We start from the raw sequence: 15,573 nt of genomic DNA, 5'->3' as shown, positions 1-15,573 counted from the left end.
ATGGGATACCTTGTTTCTATATTTAAAGCAAGGTATTTTTATTATTTATGGATTGATAAAAAAACGAATGTTCCTTGTTTATACCAAATGAATTTTAAAATGATTGGTAGTAAATTTGAATTATATTTTCTTTAGATGAGATAAAAAACATAAGCAAGCCTAGTTATGGTTATGTTTTTTATTGAAAAATAAAGGAAATAGAAATCGAAGATTCATGAACACCAATTATAAAAATAAAAGATAGTGAACTAAACGGATTTAACCAGTTATTTTGAAGTTTATTTGGTATACTTATGTATGACGGAAAATATTTTAGCCATCCAGATTTAGAAAAAACAAAACATAAAACAAATTGAAATTTTTAGAATAGATCCGAATGAGGATTTACCAATAATAAAAGAATATGGAACAAAGATTAACAATAGTTGGTTTAGGAGTCAACGATTTAAAAGTATCAAATGACTTTTATGAAAACAAATTTGGTTGGAAAAAGATGGCATCGAGTAACGACGACATTTCTTTTTTTCAACTAAACGGACTTTTATTGTCATTATATTCAAGGGAGAAATTAGCAGAAGATGCAGGGGTTAGCCATGAAGGAACTGGATTTAAAGCGTTTTCTTTAGCTTTTAATACAAGAACGAAGGAAGAAGTTGATCAATTAATTCAGTCGTTAGAAGCTAAAGGCGTAAACATTGTGAAAAGACCAGAAAGTGTTTTTTGGGGAGGCTATAGTAGCTATATTTCAGATCCTGATGGAAACCTATGGGAAATTGCTTTTAACCCTTATTTAGCATTAGATGAAAAAGGAAATACCATTGAAGAAAAAGAGTCATAAATTAAAACTAAAGTTATCAAAACAAACCCTAATTTTCATTCAAATAACATACATAAATCCGGGTACGATATAGATGCCTTATCCCATTCGTATCCAGATTTAAAACAATTTGTATTTGAAAATAAATATCAAACCAAAACAATCGATTTTGCCAACCCTAAGGCTGTAAAGGCATTAAATACAGCATTGTTGTTTGCGCATTATAATATTAAATTCTGGGAATTTCCAGATAACAATTTATGCCCTCCTGTTCCTGGTCGTGTAGATTATTTACATCATTTAGCAGATTTACTAGACCAATCGCATGCTCATGGGAGTATAGATATTTTAGATATAGGAACCGGAGCCAGTTGTATTTATCCCATGCTTGGTAAAGCAGTATACCATTGGAGTTTTGTTGGAACGGATATTGACAAAAAGGCATTGCAATATGCACAGAATATCATTTCAAAAAATGAATTGGATAACGCCATTGAGTTAAGACATCAGATGAATAGTGCAAACATTCTTAAAGGTGTTTTAAATGAATCGGATACATTTTCTGCGGCCATTTGTAATCCGCCTTTTTATAAATCGGAAACAGAAGCTATGGGAGCGACTATGCGAAAACTAAAAGGTTTAAATATGGGAGATACTGTTGTTAGGAATTTTTCGGGAACGCATAACGAGCTTTGGTACAAGGGGGGCGAAAAGGCTTTTGTTCATAATTATTTATATGAAAGTTCTTTATATAAAAACCAATGTCATTGGTTTACAACATTGGTTTCTAAAAAAGATTTGGTAAAAGGGATGCAAGTGTCTTTAAAAAAGTTGGGAGCTACAGAAGTTAAAGTCATTAATATGGGGCAAGGCAATAAAATATCTAGAATAGTGGCATGGACTTTTTTAGATATATGAAGAAAGACATAACGAAGTCGTTTAAACTTTTTTCTTCCTATGATCCGTTTTAATAAATACACTTACTTGTAATCTGTGCAAGTTTAAATCGTTTATATAGCGATGCATATACCCTAATTGGAGGTTGCTGGATTTAGATAGGTTTATACCTAGAGCACCGTAAAGTCTGTTTTCTGAAAAAAAGTCTTTTTGAATATGCGCCAACGTTTCATTATTTATACGAATAAAAAATGTTTTGTTGAGATTAACTTTTGTCCCTAATCGGTATCTTAACCTATGTTTTGTTGAGTTCTCTGTTCTGGGATTAAATATACGATGCTCAATTCTTAACCTATGATCTATAGGCAAATTAACCAGCCTATGTTTAAAATAAATTTGTTCTGATATTCTATTTTCAAATATGTGCTTGTCTTTTATACCATCTATACTTTTGTCAATATCTAAAAAACCATAGCCCAGTTCAACTTTTAATTTATTATTTATGTGATAGTCTATACCTGTTTTAACGAGTAATAAATTAAAGTTTGTTACCGGTTCGTAACACCAAACCTGTCCACCAACACTGATGCTTAGTTTGTTTGAGACCCTATGATCTCCAAAATATGTATACCAGGTACCTAATTTGTCTTGGGGTGAAGTTTGAGAGTAACTTAAAGACATGGTTAGTATAAAAATAAGGGAAGCTATATAGTATTTCATGGTTTGTAAATTTTGCATCAAAGCGATAAAAATCAGGCAAAAGTTGATCCCTAAATAATTTGAATTATAGTGTGCTTATATAAAATAGAAAACATGTGCTCAGCTTCCTGCCTAGGGATTGGGTGTGAAAGCATAGCCCTTGTTATGGACCCAGTCAAGCTGAGCACATGTTTTATCTTGAAATATAAGTGCCATAGAAATCGAAGATTCATAAACTCCTATTTTTAAAATAAAAGATAGTGAACTAAACGAATTATTAGGCTTATTTTTTGTTAATGATATAAGAGAAAGAGGCAGTCTGAAAAGTAGTAAAATTTGTCATTCAGAGTACTTCGACTACGCTCAGTACAGGCTATAGCGAAGAATCTTATAGTTTAGTAAAACAATATATTATGTTTTTAAGAGATTCATCACAGCTTCGCAGCTACCTTCAAAACAAAATATATTTTGTTTCTCGGTAATATTCAGAATGACACTTTTCAGACAGCCTTTTTCTGGTTAAATAAGAACCTATTAAAAGTGTTCGTGTAAGTGATGGTGTTCATCAATTAGTGGACCACCTTCAATAATTTGTTCTGAAGCCTGGCCAGCAAATTTTTCAAAGTTCAAGTGGAACGAGTGTGCTAACTGAATAGCTTTACCAACATATTCACCTTTTTTTAACCATGTGTTCATAGGGTCTAAGATTTCAGACGGAACTCCTGGACAATATTTAGGCATGTATAAGCCAAAAATAAAATTCTGCTCGTAATCTACACGATCCAACTCGCCATTAAGGATTGCCGTGATCATAGCTCTTGTATATTTTAATTTTATACGAGATCCTACACCATAAGGTCCAGCACTCCATCCTGTATTGATTAGCCATACATTTACACCAGCTTCTTGCATTTTTTTGCTTAACATTTCACCATAAACAGTGGGGTGCAATGGCATAAATGGCTCTCCAAAACAAGCAGAGAAAGAGGGTACGGGTTCTGTAATACCAGCTTCGGTTCCAGCAACTTTGGCAGTGTAACCAGAGATAAAGTGGTAAGCAGCTTGCCCTGGCGTTAGTTTTGATACTGGTGGCAATACGCCAAAAGCATCACATGTTAAAAAGAATATATTTTTAGGGTTGTCTGCATAAAGTGTTTCTTGAATATTATCAATATGATAAATAGGATAGCTTACACGCGTATTTTGAGTAATACTACTATCTTTATAATCTACCTCTCCATCATCTTTAAATATAACATTTTCTAGTATAGCTCCTGGTTTAATAGCTCTAAAAATGTCCGGCTCTTTTTCTTCAGTGAGGTCGATAACTTTTGCATAACACCCACCTTCAAAGTTAAAAATAGTATTGTCTGCTGTCCATCCATGCTCATCGTCGCCAATTAATTTTCTATCAGGATCTGCAGATAATGTTGTTTTTCCTGTTCCGGAAAGTCCAAAGAAAATAGCGGTGTCCCCATATTTTCCAACATTAGCAGAGCAGTGCATAGGCAATACATTTTTCTCTACAGGTAAAATCATGTTTAATGCAGAGAAAATACCCTTTTTCATTTCGCCGGTATAGGCAGACCCTCCAACTAAAGCAATTTTTTGAGTAAAGTTGAGGATTGAAAAATTACCTTGACGGATGCCATAAGCTTTGGGGTCTGGACATTCGTACCCAGGGGCACAAAGAATTAACCAATCTTCCTTAAAGTTTTCTAATTCTTTTTCGCTAGGTCTTAAGAACATATTGTAAACGAATAAGTTAGACCAAGGTAATTCGGTTACCGTTCTAATATTTGTTCTAAATTCTGGTTCTGCACATACGTAGCCATCTCTTGCATAAATTTCTTTTCCAGAAAGATAGTTCGTTATTTCATTTTTAAGTTTATCGAAATTTTCAGGAGATATTGGTTTATTGGTTTTTCCCCACCAAACTTTATCGGCAGTATAATCATCCTTTACCAGAAACCGATCTTGGGGAGAACGTCCGGTAAACTTACCTGTATTAACAGCAAGCGTTCCGTTTGCAGTTTCTTTTCCCATACCTTTCGCAACGGTAATTTGTTGCAGTTTCTTTGGAGATAAATTCCAATTCACTTTCACGTCTTTTAAGCCATACTGTTCTAAACTTACATGCTTTGTTGTTGTTAGATTTTCCATTTTGTTCGATTTTAAGGTTCTTATTAATATTTTTTTAGTTTTTAAAAAGGCCATATTATGGGCACTAGTATTAAGGTTATTATAAAAAATAGAAGTAGCAATGGTGCTCCTACTTTGAGGTAATTCATAAATTTGTATCCGCCTGCGGTCATTACCATTGCATTCGTAGTTGTTCCTATGGGGGTTAAAAATGCCGTTGATGCACTTATGGCAACCACTATCATAAATGGAGCAGGTGAGAGGTTTAACGAATTTGCGGCAAGGATAGCAATAGGTGCCATTAACACGGCCGTTGCGGAGTTATTAATGACTTGACTAAACGTTGTTGTTAGTAGAAATACACCACCTAATAACAATACGGGGTGGATAGATCCTAAATAATCTACCAAACCGTTGGCTATAATCTGTGCAGTTCCTGTTTTTTGTAGAGCAACTCCCATGGGAATCATAGCAGCAATCATAACAACACTGGTCCAACTGATACCTTTGTAAGCCTTAGAAATTGGTACGCAACCAGTTAAAAGAACAATCCCGGCAGAAATTAATGCAGCGATTGACCCTGGTACTATTTTAAAGACCATAAATAGGATCATGAGTACTAAAGCCCCCAAAGCGATATACGATTTTGAGTTAAGACTCTCAATGTTTTTGGCCATGCCTTCTGGGCTACCGATAATGACCAGATTTTCATGTTGTTTTTTTAAATCGTCTATATGTTCCCAGGTACCTCTTATTATAAAAGCATCACCAGCTTTTACCGTAATTTCTTTTTCTTGTAAAGGGATATTGTTTCTTGAGGCTGCTAAAAGCTGAATACCATATCGTTTAAAGTAATCGCCTAGTTTGTATTTTCTACCAACGAGAATAGAATTTGGGTTTACGATAACTTCTGTCATACCTACCTCTTGGTTAATTAGATTGTGTTTTAACTCATCTGTAATAGGTTCAAGGGGTAATAATCCTAACCTGAAGGTAATCATCAGTTTATTAATAGCTTCAGTATCACCCTTTACGGTTACTATATCATGATAGTAGAGTTCTGTTTTTGGATTTGGAAATTCTTCAAAGGCAGGGACGCCTTTTAAAATATTTGGATGCCTTCTTTTTGTACGAATAATGGTAACATTATAATTTTTTTCGAATTGCCAATCTTCAATTTTTGTGTTAATTAATGGTGATAATGATCTTATACGTAATCTATAATAACCACTATCAATTTTATAAGCTTCTATCCAATTATGTAAGGTTGATTCAATATTTACGGGCTTATTATTTGTTTTGTTTTTCGGCAATAGTCTGTATCCTATATATCTAAAATAAATTAATGCGACTATTAATAAAGGAATACCTATTAATGCAAATTCAAAGAAAGAGAACCCTTCAAAACCAGCATCTATTAAAGCATTACTAGCAATAATATTTGGAGGTGTGCCAGTTAAGGTGAGTAAGCCTCCAGTATTAGAACCAAAAGCTACGGGCATTAACATTTTTGAAGGCAGGGTACCAATGCTCCAGGCCGATGATATAGTAAGAGGCATTAAAGTGGCTACTGTACCTGTATTACTTACAAAACCAGATAATATACCAGCACCTAATGTTACAATGACCAATAGTTTAGGAATGCTTTTTCCTGCCCATTCTACAAATTTCTTACCGGCTAAAGCGGTCCAACCTGTTTGAGCAATACCTTCACCTATAATAAAGAGTGCCGCAATCATAATAACTGTTGGATTACTAAAACCACTTAATGTTTCGGTAGGGGTTAAAATTCCTGTTAGGAATAAACTTATCATGGACATGAGTGCAACAATATCTGGTGTAAACTTTCCCCAGATAAAGAGACCAATGGTAATAACTAAAATGAGAAGCATTAAATAAATCATATCTTGTGGTTGTTTATGGTGTCTTTAGTGTTTAATAGGTACCATATAATTATAGGATAAAGTTACAGTTGATTATTGCTAACAATTATGACGAATGTCATGCTTTTTGTAAGTGCGTTATTTTTCGGGAATTGTGAATATTTTGAACTATTTGGTGTGTAAAATGAATACGAAAACGTGAGAGTAATACTAAATTTTTAATGATTTCTTATATCTTTAATAAATTTAGGTGCAAGGATTATGGATTATGAACTTATCTAGACTTTTTTATTTAAACGAAAAGCCATGTTTTTGTTTTTAGACGAAGACTTTTTTGAATATAATAGCATCGTTACCATGCATTAAAAGACAAAATATGGAAATAAAATGATGATTCTGTAGCAAATCATAAAAAGTCAAGATGAGTTCTATAAGCTAAATAGATGGAAAAAACAGCATTCAAAATATCTAAAATGGATTGTCCTTCTGAAGAAAATTTAATTCGGATGAAATTAGAAGGCATAAAATCCATTAAAAATCTAGAATTTGATATTCCAAACCGAAAACTCTTTGTGTTCCATACAGGACAAATAGATAGCATTGAAAAATCTATAATCGAACTGAATTTGGGAGGCTCAAAAATAAGTACAGAAAAAACGAATCAAATTAATTTTAAAGAAGAAATCAATCAAAAAAAACGACTTTGGATTGTACTGAGTATTAATTTCCTTTTTTTCATGATCGAAATGACCACAGGTTTAATCTCTAAATCAATGGGACTTGTGGCAGATAGTTTAGATATGCTTGCAGACAGTTTTGTTTATGGTATTAGCCTTTTTGCCGTTGGAGGAACACTGGTTAGGAAAAAACAGATAGCAAAACTTGCTGGTTATTTTCAAATGATACTAGCGACCATTGGTTTTATTGAGGTTTTAAGGCGGTTTTTAAGTGAAGAAGTGTTACCTGATTTCTCAACTATGATAATTGTTTCTATTTTTGCGCTTATAGCAAACGGAATTTGTCTGTACGTGCTACAAAAGAATAAAAAAAAGGAAGAAGTGCACATGCAAGCAAGTATGATTTTTACATCAAATGATGTGATTATTAACTTGGGGGTTATTATTGCTGGAATTTTAGTGACCTGGTTACATTCAAACAAGCCAGATCTAATTATAGGAACCATTGTTTTTGTTTTGGTAATTCAAGGCGCTTTTAGAATTTTAAAACTCAGCAAATAAAAATAAATACTAATAATAAGTATTATGAAATTAGACATACTAGCTATAGGAGCACATCCTGATGATGTAGAATTAGGGTGTGGCGGCACCATAGCAAAAGAAGTTGCCAACGGCAAAAAAGTAGGTATCATAGATTTAACAAGAGGGGAGCTAGGAACCCGAGGCACAGCAGAAACAAGGGCTATTGAAGCTAATAATGCTGCTAAAATATTAGGTGTAGTTGCCAGGGTCAATCTGGGGTTTGCGGATGGTTTTTTTGTAAATGATAAAGAGCACCAATTAGAAATCATTAAAATGATTCGTAGGTACCAACCAGACATTGTGCTTTGTAATGCTATTGATGATAGGCATATAGATCATGGTAAAGGAAGTAAACTGGTTAGTGATGCTTGTTTTTTAAGCGGATTAATTAAAATTGAAACGAATGATGGGGAAAAAGCACAAAGCCCATGGAGGCCTAAACAAGTCTATCATTATATACAATGGAAAAATTTAGAACCAGATTTAGTTGTGGATGTATCTGGTTTTATGGATAAAAAAAAGGCATCGGTATACGCTTATAAAACCCAGTTTTATGATAGGAGCAGTAAAGAACCAGAAACACCTATCTCCAGTAAGAACTTTACAGATAGTATCATTTATAGAGCTAGAGATTTAGGAAGGTTGGTAGGTGTTGAACATGCAGAAGGTTTTACGGTTGAGCGCCATATGGTAGTTGATAGTTTATTCGATATTAAATAGTTATAATTTTTTGAAATTTTATTTTTGATTTCAATGCAAAATATTAAAAAAAGTCTTTGTAGAAAAGGTTGAAATCAATTACATTTGCACACGCATTACAAAATGCAAGTTACATGGTGGTTGTAGCTCAGTTGGTTAGAGCATTGGTTTGTGGTACCAAGGGTCGCCGGTTCGAATCCGGTCTTCCACCCAAAAATAAAAGCCTTTCAAGGAATTGAAAGGCTTTTTTTGTTACTATTATTTTAATTTAACGTGAGTTCGATGTAAGCATAATGTTATTAATCTGACTATCAATAATTTAATATTGATTGTCAGGTTGAGTACTTCGGTAAACTCAGCACAGGCTCTGTCGAAACCCATTTAAATAGTTGGTTTTAATGACCTTTCGACTTTAGTTTATGCTGAGCGGAGTTGAAGTACTAAAGGCGACAAATCGTTTTATTAGTGATTTATTGTTAAAAACTCCCTTGTTTTAAATCGAACTCACGTTAATTTAGCTTGATTCGTTCCTTTCTATTAGCCAATTCCCAAGCCGTATGAAAAATTAAACGTGCCCGTGTTTCTAAAAACGCATAATTAATTTTATCAGGTGTATCCGATGGTCTATGGTAATCGGCATGTGTCCCATTAAAATAAAAAATAACGGGAACATTATGTTTGGCAAAATTGTAATGATCAGACCTATAATAAAACCGATTTGGATCATTGTCATCATTATAGGTATAATCAAATTTCAATTTAAAGTATTTTTTATTTACAGCTTCAGAAACATCATGTAACTCTTTACTCAACTTATCAGACCCGATTAAATACAAGTAATTATCTTTTCCTTCATGCTTTTGGTCTACACGACCGATCATATCGATATTTAAATCGGCCACTGTGTTTGCTAGAGGAAAAACAGGGTCTTCATCTGTATAATACCGAGAACCAAAGAGTCCTATCTCTTCGCCCGTAACATGTAAAAATAATATAGAACGTTTTGGACCATATCCCTTGTCTGAAGCTATTTTGAAAGCTTCTGCAATTTCTAAAATAGCGACGGTTCCAGACCCATCATCGTCTGCACCATTATTTATATCTCCATTTCCCGAGATACCAATATGATCTAAGTGTGCCGAAATAACGATAACTTCATCGGGTTTTTCAGTGCCTTTTATATACGCTAAAACATTTTCAGAGGCCTTTATATTTTTGGAAAAATAGGAAGCAGGAATTTCTTGAAAATAATCATCTTTAGCAATGGGAGAAGGAATCCCCGCAGACATATAATAATTTTTAATAAATTCAACAGCTTTCTTTTGCCCGGGTTCACCAGTTTTTCTGCCTTCATATTCGTCTGAAGCATAAGTGTAAAGCGCTTCCTTTAATTCGGCTGCGGTAATCGTTTTCGCAAAATCCGTGACAAGATTGGAGCGTTTTGAAGTTTTTTTGTTTTGTGAGGAACTACATGCAACTACAGATAAAGTAGCACATAGAAGAATTGCTAATTTTTTCATTTTATAAAAATAAATTTGGTGCGATATTACAAAAATGAATTAATAGAATAACAATTTTTCAGTCTATTTTAACAGTTCATTGTATTCATCGGTAACAATACGATGTTCTTGATTAGCAATTTGCCATGCGGTAGCAAATATGAGTTTTGTACGTCTTTGTAATAGATTGTAATCTATTTTATCGGGAGTATCCGAAGGTTTATGGTAATCATTATGTTCTCCATTAAAGTAAAAAATAACGGGGATGCCTTTTAAAGCAAAATTATAATGATCTGAACGTGAATAGAATTTGTGTTTTTTTAAATTGACATTATACCTATAATCTAAATTTATATTAAAATAAGTGTTATTTACTTTTTCTGATAGATAATGCAGTTCTTTACTATGTTTATCCGAACCTATTAGGTATATATAATCTTTATTGTTTTTATGTTTTTCGTCAACTCTTCCTACCATATCAATATTTAAGTTCACAATGGTATTGCTTAAAGGGAATACAGGGTGGAGTGTATAGAATTCAGAACCTTGTTTTCTTATTTCTTCTGCGGTAAAATGTAAAAATAAGATACTCCGTTTGGGACCATGACCTTCCTTTTTAGCTAAGCTAAAGGCTTGTGCCATTTCCATAATGGCAACAGTACCAGAGCCATCATCATCTGCGCCATGATATATTTGTCCATCATCAGAAATACCGAGATGATCCAGATGTGCTGATATTATAATGACTTCATCAGGTTTTTCACTTCCTTCAATATAAGCTAAAACGTTTTCAGAACTATTAATGCCCCTCGAAAAGAAACTCTTAGGGATAATTTGATAATAATTATCGCCTCCAAAAGGAGATGCTATCTTTTCATTTATGTAGTACGATTTTAAAAATTCAGTTGCTAATTTTTGCCCTTTTTCGCCAACTTTTCTGCCTTCAAACTCATCTGAAGAAAATTTATATAAGAGTGTTTTTAATTCTTTAGCGGTAATAGTATTTGCATAATTAATAGTATGAATGCTATCAACTATCTGAATACTCTCTTTAAGATTTCGGATTTTTGTAGTGTACTTTGGCGTGGAGCAAGTACCTACTAATACAATTGCTGATAGTATATAAAAGAATTTCATACGTTTATTAATTCAGATTTTACTATGTAAGTTACAGTCAAATCATTTTCAAGGGCGGGAAAACTTTTGGTATGTACTAATCTATAAAATACGAATATATATAAAAAAAGGAGAAATTACTTACTGGTAAGGACTAAATTTATAGGCTTTTAGTTTTTCTTTTTTATCTTCAATTATTGCTAATGCTATAATGGTTAGTAAGCATGTAAATTGAATTGTTTTTATGTGGTCACTTTTTTTGACAAATAAAATGCTATCAGCCCAAATGCTAATCCTATAATGCCGGGTATAATAGCTAAATTATAAATGAGAAGCCCTAATAATATTACTGCTAAAACTAAGGCGATAATTGCTAAAAAAGCAAAGGGTTTTTTCATTTGTATTGTATATTTTAATATTGAAGTGGTTTAAACTTTTTATAATTGGCTGCAAAATGCCCTTTTATCCCCACATTTTATCTTTTTATTACTCCGTAGCGATGCTATGCAGTGCAAAAAAGCCTTTATGTGGGAATAAAATCACTATTTTTCGCTTCAATCAAAAAACATGTGCTCAGCTTGACTGGGTAGTTTAAACCACTTCATTTTAAATTAGAATTGGTATAAATCGATTACTGATTTAATTTTTTATTATGATCCATGATATTATTTTTCGTAAGGCTAATTATTGTGGGAAAAAAGCAACCAAATACATAAGCGCACGACTTTAAGGTTACATGCATTTATTGTGCCGAAAACACGATATTTTGCATTTTTTTGTCAATTTTTATTCTTGATGTAAGTAATTAATCACAACTGACATTTGTCATAGTTTTTTTTAAGCATTTATGGTATGTTTACTTACAATCAATCCTATTTGCTTACTACAATGAAAACAATATTGTTGCCAACCGATTTTTCTATAAATTCCATGAATTCTATCGATTTTGCCCTGATATTATTTAAAGATGTAGCATGTGATTTTTATTTGCTTAATGTACATAAGGCATCATCATTTATTTCTGATGATATGATGAAGCTCTCGTCATCATCAACTATTTATACCACTATAATTGATGCTGCTAAAAAATCCTTGGCAAATATTATTTCTAAAGTGGAAATGCGTTATAAAAATGATAAACACCATTTTCACTCCATAGTTGATTATGATAATTTTATTGACTCTATTGATCAGGTTTCCGAGAAAAATCAGGTCGATTTGATTATTATGGGAACAAAAGGAGCTTCGGGATTGCAAAAAGTAATCTTTGGGAACAATACGGTTCGGGTTATGCAGCGTTGTAAGGCTCCAGTGCTTGCAATTCCAGATAATTGCGTCTTCTTAAATTTAAGTAAGGTCGCATTTATTGTTAATAATGCCATATCATTTAATGGTGAGATCCTAAAACCTCTTATGGATTTAGTAGTATTAAGCAATTCTAAACTACATGTTTTACATGTAGCAGACGAAAATTATTTAGAGCAGGATCAAAGGAAACATGTAGACTTCTTTAATTCGAGTTTTGCGAACCCTATTCATGATTATATTGATGTAAAAACTAAAGATATATATCAAACAGTACATAAGTATATTGAAAACAATGATATAAAAATGCTATGTATGATTGGTGAGAAACATTCTTTCTTGGAACGCTTATTTAACAAACACTTGGTCGAAACTTTTGCTTTTAGCATTGACGTCCCTTTTTTGGTAATGAAAAATAATTAACTAAAATATGTGTAATGAAAATATTTATATTTTTAATAGTATTCATTTTTATTTTTACAAGTTGTAAAAATTCTAAAGATGAAAATAATAAAACTTTAACCAAATCTTATAGCAAAACCCATCAGGAGCATCCAGGAAAAAAACTTATGGAAATGCATTGTTATTTATGTCATGATGCTACTAAAACTGAAGATGAAAGGTTGGGACCTCCAATGATTGCTATTAAAAAACGTTATATATCTAAAGACACATCAAAAGAAGAGTTTATAAACGATATGCAGAGCTGGATTAAAAACCCGAATGAGAAAAATGCAAAAATGTTTGGAGCTGTAAGGCGGTTTGGAGTCATGCAAAAATTGCCTTATTTAGAAGATGATATAAAACAAATAGCGGACTATATGTTTGACAATGAAATTGAACAACCTGAATGGTTTGAAGAACATTATAACCGGATGAGAGGAAATATGAGAAGATGATTTATAGTTGTTTATAAAAGAATCAATTTCTATATTAAAAAAAGAACTTAATCATCATCAAGAAGCTTTAAAGTATTTTATCAACAGCCATGATATTTTAACTGAATTGTTAGATAAAAAAGAAATGGGTAATAAAAAATTTATGAGTGCTTTAGTCTCTTTTACTAAAATATGATTGTTAAAGATATTAATTATTGCAATAGCTTTTATCACTTGATGTTTTAAATATCGGACTTGTAGGAGTAAACTTATTTCTTGAAATAACTTTCTAACATGGTGTAACATTATTTAAAATAATGCGTCATATAAGTATCAATCAAAAAATCACCATCATGAGACAGGACAATCAACTTTTAGTCATTACCCATTTAAGTCAGTTGATAACTTTAATTACTGGTTTTGGTAGTTTATTGTTACCATTAGTGTTATGGCTTACACAAAGAGAAAAAATTTATCAAATGGATGCGCACGGCAAAAACATTATAAATTTTCAGTTGAGTTTAATTGTTTACTGTTTAATGTGTATTCCTTTAATATTACTATTTGGCTTAGGTTTTTTGGGCCTTATAATTCTAGGTATTATTTCTATAGTATTTCCTATTGTAAATGCCGTTAAGGCAAGTAGAGGAGAGGTGTCAACATATCCTTTGTCTTTTAATTTTGTGAATTAAAAATTGATAAAAAAACTATAAAGAGAACGAATAATAGTTAGCTTAAAATATCCTTTATCTCTAGATTTTATTAATTAGTTAAGTTGTTAGCATGAGATAAATTGAACGCCCACTTTTTGGTGGGCGTTTTTTTTATTCATTAATACTGCTACTGCTTGGTATTTTAATGAACGATATTTATTAATTGTCAATTTTTACCACAGAACCATTTGAAGGGTTCCATATTTCCAAATTCCGGGGTATTTCAAAAGGATTATCATTAGAAAGCTCAGTAACATTGGCAGCACTATCGGTTTTTATAGTTCGACATACTATGTTTTTTTTGGATACGAAGATCCACTTGAATTGGTTGAACATTCCAGAATCCCTGGTCCAACTTTTTGAATCATCATTTTTACGAATTGGAGCTCCCCAACAGCCTTCCCCAACATAAACAGTACCGTTTTTGTCGTCTCTGATAAATCCTTCTTCACTATCAGAATTTGTTGAAGGTTTTATTGGCCAAGTGGTTTTTACGGTATGTGCATCACATTCTACAACCAATTGTACGCTATGCTTGTAAAATAAATTTGCCCAATTGGCATATTGATAATGACCTTCTTTTTTACCAGCCACATGGGGACGCATAGGTTTGTGATATTGCGCTATCTTCCATTTTACTTTTTTACTCACAGATAGGTCATTTTTCAACCAATTTGTTTGACCACCTGTTATTGAGATCTCTGTGTTAAGTGTGAATACTTTTAAAAAGTTATTACCAAAACTAATGCTATAATAATTTTTATCAGATGGCGTGTCGAACAAATTATGAATGGAGTTGTCTTCCTTTTCATGATTACCTCTTGCAGCTATAATAGGGAACATTCTATTATCTGAAGCTATAGTAAGCTGCCAGTCGTTCATCCAATTGATCCATTGTTCATTATTGTCTGATGCTGTCATGTCACCTCCAAATAAAACGGCATGTGGTTTTAATTTGGCAACTAACGAATTAGCATTTTGTCTACTTTTTCGTTTATTTCTTGAATCACCACCAGAGATCAATGATAGTTTTTCTTTATTCTTCGGAGCTGTTTTAAACCAAAAGCGTTCACTAACACCTTCACTATCTTTAATAACGAAAAAATAAGCGGTATTTGGCTTTAAGTTTTTTAAACGAGCGAAATGATTGTTCATACCTCTGAATTTCACAACTCTGTCGGGGGTATGACTCTTTACATATTTTAAATGATCAGAACCAAAATCTGTAGTGCCATAGTACACCGTAGGTGAATCACCTGATATTTGATCCCAGCCAATTACAATAGTAGTTGCGGGATTGTCTCTTAGCATTAAACGGTATTTATCGTTTGAAGCAAAAAGGGAAGTGTACCCAATTAAGAAAATAAGCACTATTAGATTTTTCATGATTTTATATATAATTTAATTTTTTATGTAATGAACTCATCTTGACTTTTTCTGTTTCCTAAAACCTGCCGGCAGGCAGGAATGGCTAAAATCCACCCATATTTTGTTACTTTTCTTATCCGTAGCGATGCTCAATGTCATTAAGTTAAGGCCGTAATGTCAGTCTGAGCGCAGTCGAAGACCAATTGGAGTTCTAGTTTTTATTAGCTGTGCTCAATGTGACAAATAAAGAACAAATTTCCTTAACTTTTTAGTTCACTTAACTCTTATTATCATAAAT

The 15,573-nt window shown here is 32.6% G+C and carries 14 protein-coding genes and 1 tRNA gene; 8 read left to right on the top strand and 7 right to left on the bottom strand.

Annotation, left to right across the window (positions count from 1 at the left end):
* Window positions 1-403 precede the first annotated feature (403 nt).
* Both PQO00_RS17565 and rlmF read left to right on the top strand, forming a co-directional pair.
* Window positions 404-838 carry a VOC family protein gene (locus tag PQO00_RS17565; RefSeq protein WP_274186162.1) on the top strand — a complete coding sequence of 145 codons (435 nt, stop codon included), beginning with the start codon at window positions 404-406 and terminating at the stop codon, window positions 836-838.
* A complete protein-coding gene (rlmF, locus tag PQO00_RS17560; protein ID WP_337992859.1) occupies window positions 839-1,735 on the top strand; it encodes a 23S rRNA (adenine(1618)-N(6))-methyltransferase RlmF in 897 nt (298 codons plus the stop codon). It begins immediately after the preceding gene.
* A gap of 21 nt (window positions 1,736-1,756) precedes the next feature.
* Here the strand turns inward: rlmF and PQO00_RS17555 are convergent, their stop codons facing one another.
* The 3 genes from PQO00_RS17555 to PQO00_RS17545 form a co-directional block, all read right to left on the bottom strand.
* Complete coding sequence (locus PQO00_RS17555) at window positions 1,757-2,434, bottom strand: DUF2490 domain-containing protein (protein ID WP_274186161.1); 678 nt, start codon at window positions 2,432-2,434, stop codon at window positions 1,757-1,759.
* Window positions 2,435-2,947: 513 nt separating this feature from the next.
* The gene (pckA, locus tag PQO00_RS17550; protein ID WP_274186160.1) at window positions 2,948-4,576 is read right to left on the bottom strand and encodes a phosphoenolpyruvate carboxykinase (ATP); all 1,629 of its coding nucleotides are present in this window, start codon (window positions 4,574-4,576) and stop codon (window positions 2,948-2,950) included.
* A gap of 41 nt (window positions 4,577-4,617) precedes the next feature.
* Window positions 4,618-6,459, bottom strand: a complete 1,842-nt coding sequence (locus tag PQO00_RS17545) for an SLC13 family permease (RefSeq protein WP_274186159.1) — start codon at window positions 6,457-6,459, stop codon at window positions 4,618-4,620.
* Between the two features lie 422 nt (window positions 6,460-6,881).
* Here PQO00_RS17545 and PQO00_RS17540 point away from each other — a divergent pair, with 422 nt between their 5' ends.
* The 3 genes from PQO00_RS17540 to PQO00_RS17530 all read left to right on the top strand — a co-directional run bounded on the left by PQO00_RS17540 (window position 6,882) and on the right by PQO00_RS17530 (window position 8,608).
* Window positions 6,882-7,676, top strand: a complete 795-nt coding sequence (locus tag PQO00_RS17540) for a cation transporter (protein ID WP_274186158.1) — start codon at window positions 6,882-6,884, stop codon at window positions 7,674-7,676.
* Between the two features lie 24 nt (window positions 7,677-7,700).
* On the top strand, window positions 7,701-8,417 hold the full coding sequence (bshB1, locus tag PQO00_RS17535; RefSeq protein WP_274186157.1) for a bacillithiol biosynthesis deacetylase BshB1: 717 nt from the start codon (window positions 7,701-7,703) through the stop codon (window positions 8,415-8,417).
* A gap of 115 nt (window positions 8,418-8,532) precedes the next feature.
* A tRNA-His gene (locus tag PQO00_RS17530) sits at window positions 8,533-8,608 on the top strand.
* A 297-nt stretch (window positions 8,609-8,905) separates the two neighbouring features.
* On the opposite strand, the gene PQO00_RS17525 is transcribed toward PQO00_RS17530, so the two are convergent.
* The 3 genes from PQO00_RS17525 to PQO00_RS17515 form a co-directional block, all read right to left on the bottom strand.
* Window positions 8,906-9,916, bottom strand: a complete 1,011-nt coding sequence (locus PQO00_RS17525; RefSeq protein ID WP_274186156.1) for a M28 family metallopeptidase — start codon at window positions 9,914-9,916, stop codon at window positions 8,906-8,908.
* Between the two features lie 63 nt (window positions 9,917-9,979).
* Entirely contained in the window at window positions 9,980-11,032 is a 1,053-nt protein-coding gene (locus PQO00_RS17520; protein WP_274186155.1) for a M28 family peptidase, read from the bottom strand.
* 221 nt (window positions 11,033-11,253) lie between these two features.
* Entirely contained in the window at window positions 11,254-11,409 is a 156-nt protein-coding gene (locus PQO00_RS17515) for a hypothetical protein (RefSeq protein WP_274186154.1), read from the bottom strand.
* Window positions 11,410-11,899: 490 nt separating this feature from the next.
* Between PQO00_RS17515 and PQO00_RS17510 the strand changes: the two genes are divergently transcribed.
* The 3 genes from PQO00_RS17510 to PQO00_RS17500 all read left to right on the top strand — a co-directional run bounded on the left by PQO00_RS17510 (window position 11,900) and on the right by PQO00_RS17500 (window position 13,886).
* On the top strand, window positions 11,900-12,739 hold the full coding sequence (locus PQO00_RS17510) for a universal stress protein (RefSeq protein ID WP_274186153.1): 840 nt from the start codon (window positions 11,900-11,902) through the stop codon (window positions 12,737-12,739).
* A gap of 14 nt (window positions 12,740-12,753) precedes the next feature.
* A complete protein-coding gene (locus tag PQO00_RS17505; protein WP_274186152.1) occupies window positions 12,754-13,215 on the top strand; it encodes a cytochrome c in 462 nt (153 codons plus the stop codon).
* 332 nt (window positions 13,216-13,547) lie between these two features.
* Window positions 13,548-13,886: a DUF4870 domain-containing protein gene (locus tag PQO00_RS17500; RefSeq protein WP_274186183.1), complete on the top strand. Its 339-nt coding sequence runs from the start codon at window positions 13,548-13,550 to the stop codon at window positions 13,884-13,886.
* 180 nt (window positions 13,887-14,066) lie between these two features.
* Here the strand turns inward: PQO00_RS17500 and PQO00_RS17495 are convergent, their stop codons facing one another.
* Entirely contained in the window at window positions 14,067-15,293 is a 1,227-nt protein-coding gene (locus PQO00_RS17495; protein WP_274186151.1) for a metallophosphoesterase family protein, read from the bottom strand.
* Between the last annotated feature and the right edge of the window lie 280 nt (window positions 15,294-15,573).

The organism is Flavivirga sp. 57AJ16, from assembly GCF_028736925.1.
GTDB lineage: Bacteria > Bacteroidota > Bacteroidia > Flavobacteriales > Flavobacteriaceae > Flavivirga.
This window is presented reverse-complemented; position numbering and strand designations above follow the sequence as displayed.

Coding starts and splice junctions, on each gene's coding strand:
- PQO00_RS17565 (WP_274186162.1), top strand. CDS start 404: ATGGAACAAAGATTAACAATAGTTGGTTTAGGAGTCAACGATTTAAAA.
- PQO00_RS17555 (WP_274186161.1), bottom strand. CDS start 2,434: ATGAAATACTATATAGCTTCCCTTATTTTTATACTAACCATGTCTTTA.
- pckA (WP_274186160.1), bottom strand. CDS start 4,576: ATGGAAAATCTAACAACAACAAAGCATGTAAGTTTAGAACAGTATGGC.
- PQO00_RS17545 (WP_274186159.1), bottom strand. CDS start 6,459: ATGATTTATTTAATGCTTCTCATTTTAGTTATTACCATTGGTCTCTTT.
- PQO00_RS17540 (WP_274186158.1), top strand. CDS start 6,882: ATGGAAAAAACAGCATTCAAAATATCTAAAATGGATTGTCCTTCTGAA.
- bshB1 (WP_274186157.1), top strand. CDS start 7,701: ATGAAATTAGACATACTAGCTATAGGAGCACATCCTGATGATGTAGAA.
- PQO00_RS17525 (WP_274186156.1), bottom strand. CDS start 9,916: ATGAAAAAATTAGCAATTCTTCTATGTGCTACTTTATCTGTAGTTGCA.
- PQO00_RS17520 (WP_274186155.1), bottom strand. CDS start 11,032: ATGAAATTCTTTTATATACTATCAGCAATTGTATTAGTAGGTACTTGC.
- PQO00_RS17515 (WP_274186154.1), bottom strand. CDS start 11,409: ATGAAAAAACCCTTTGCTTTTTTAGCAATTATCGCCTTAGTTTTAGCA.
- PQO00_RS17510 (WP_274186153.1), top strand. CDS start 11,900: ATGAAAACAATATTGTTGCCAACCGATTTTTCTATAAATTCCATGAAT.
- PQO00_RS17505 (WP_274186152.1), top strand. CDS start 12,754: ATGAAAATATTTATATTTTTAATAGTATTCATTTTTATTTTTACAAGT.
- PQO00_RS17500 (WP_274186183.1), top strand. CDS start 13,548: ATGAGACAGGACAATCAACTTTTAGTCATTACCCATTTAAGTCAGTTG.
- PQO00_RS17495 (WP_274186151.1), bottom strand. CDS start 15,293: ATGAAAAATCTAATAGTGCTTATTTTCTTAATTGGGTACACTTCCCTT.